The sequence below is a fragment of the Mesorhizobium sp. M0306 genome (genome assembly GCF_040321655.1).
GTDB lineage: Bacteria > Pseudomonadota > Alphaproteobacteria > Rhizobiales > Rhizobiaceae > Mesorhizobium.
This window is the reverse complement of sequence record NZ_JAMYRY010000100.1, coordinates 1-1,150: the sequence shown is the minus strand read 5'-3', so window position 1 is coordinate 1,150 and position 1,150 is coordinate 1. Positions and strand designations below refer to the sequence as shown.

Here is a 1,150-nt window from a genome sequence, read left to right as displayed (position 1 = left end):
ATTACTCTTTGATGGTGACGACGATGCCGGCACCGACGGTGCGGCCGCCTTCACGGATGGCGAAGCGCAGCTTCTCTTCCATGGCGATCGGCACGATCAGCTCGACATCGACGGTGATGTTGTCGCCCGGCATCACCATCTCGGTGCCTTCCGGCAGCGACACGATGCCGGTCACGTCCGTCGTGCGGAAATAGAACTGCGGACGGTAGTTGGTGAAGAACGGCGTGTGGCGGCCGCCCTCGTCCTTGGTCAGGATATAGGCTTCGGCAACGAACTTCTTGTGCGGCTTGACGGTGCCGGGCTTGGCCAGGACCTGGCCGCGCTCGACGCCTTCACGGTCGACACCGCGCAACAGCGCGCCGATGTTGTCGCCGGCCTGGCCCTGGTCGAGCAGCTTGCGGAACATCTCGACGCCCGTGCAGGTCGTCTTGGTGGTCGGACGGATGCCGACGATCTCCAGCTCCTCGCCGACCTTGACGACGCCGCGCTCGACGCGGCCGGTCACCACCGTGCCGCGGCCCGAGATCGAGAACACGTCCTCGATCGGCATCAGGAACGGCTTGTCGAGCGGACGAACCGGCGTCGGGATGTAGGCATCGACCGCAGCCATCAGTTCGCGAATGGCGTCCTCGCCGATCTTCTTGTCAGAATCTTCAAGTGCGGCAAGCGCCGAACCCTTGACGATCGGAATGTCGTCGCCGGGGAACTCGTTCTTGGTCAAAAGCTCGCGCACCTCCAGCTCGACCAGCTCGAGCAGCTCGGCGTCGTCGACCTGGTCGACCTTGTTCAAAAACACCACGATCGAGGGCACGCCGACCTGGCGGGCCAAAAGGATGTGCTCGCGGGTCTGCGGCATCGGGCCGTCGGCGGCCGACACCACCAGGATCGCACCGTCCATCTGCGCAGCACCGGTGATCATGTTCTTCACATAGTCGGCGTGGCCGGGGCAGTCGACATGGGCATAGTGGCGGTTGGCGGTCTCGTATTCGACATGCGCCGTCGAAATGGTGATGCCGCGCGCCTTCTCTTCCGGCGCCGCATCGATCTGGTCGTAGCGCTTGTATTCGCCAAAATACTTGGTGATCGCCGCCGTCAGCGACGTCTTGCCATGGTCGACGTGACCAATCGTGCCAATGTTCACATGAGGCTT

Annotated in this window: 1 protein-coding gene; it reads right to left on the bottom strand. The window is 63.3% G+C overall.

From position 1 onward, the window contains the following. Position 1: 1 nt before the first annotated feature. Positions 2-1,150: elongation factor Tu (gene tuf / locus NKI95_RS34250; RefSeq protein ID WP_352722262.1), on the bottom strand; the 1,149-nt coding region annotated here is incomplete at its 5' end.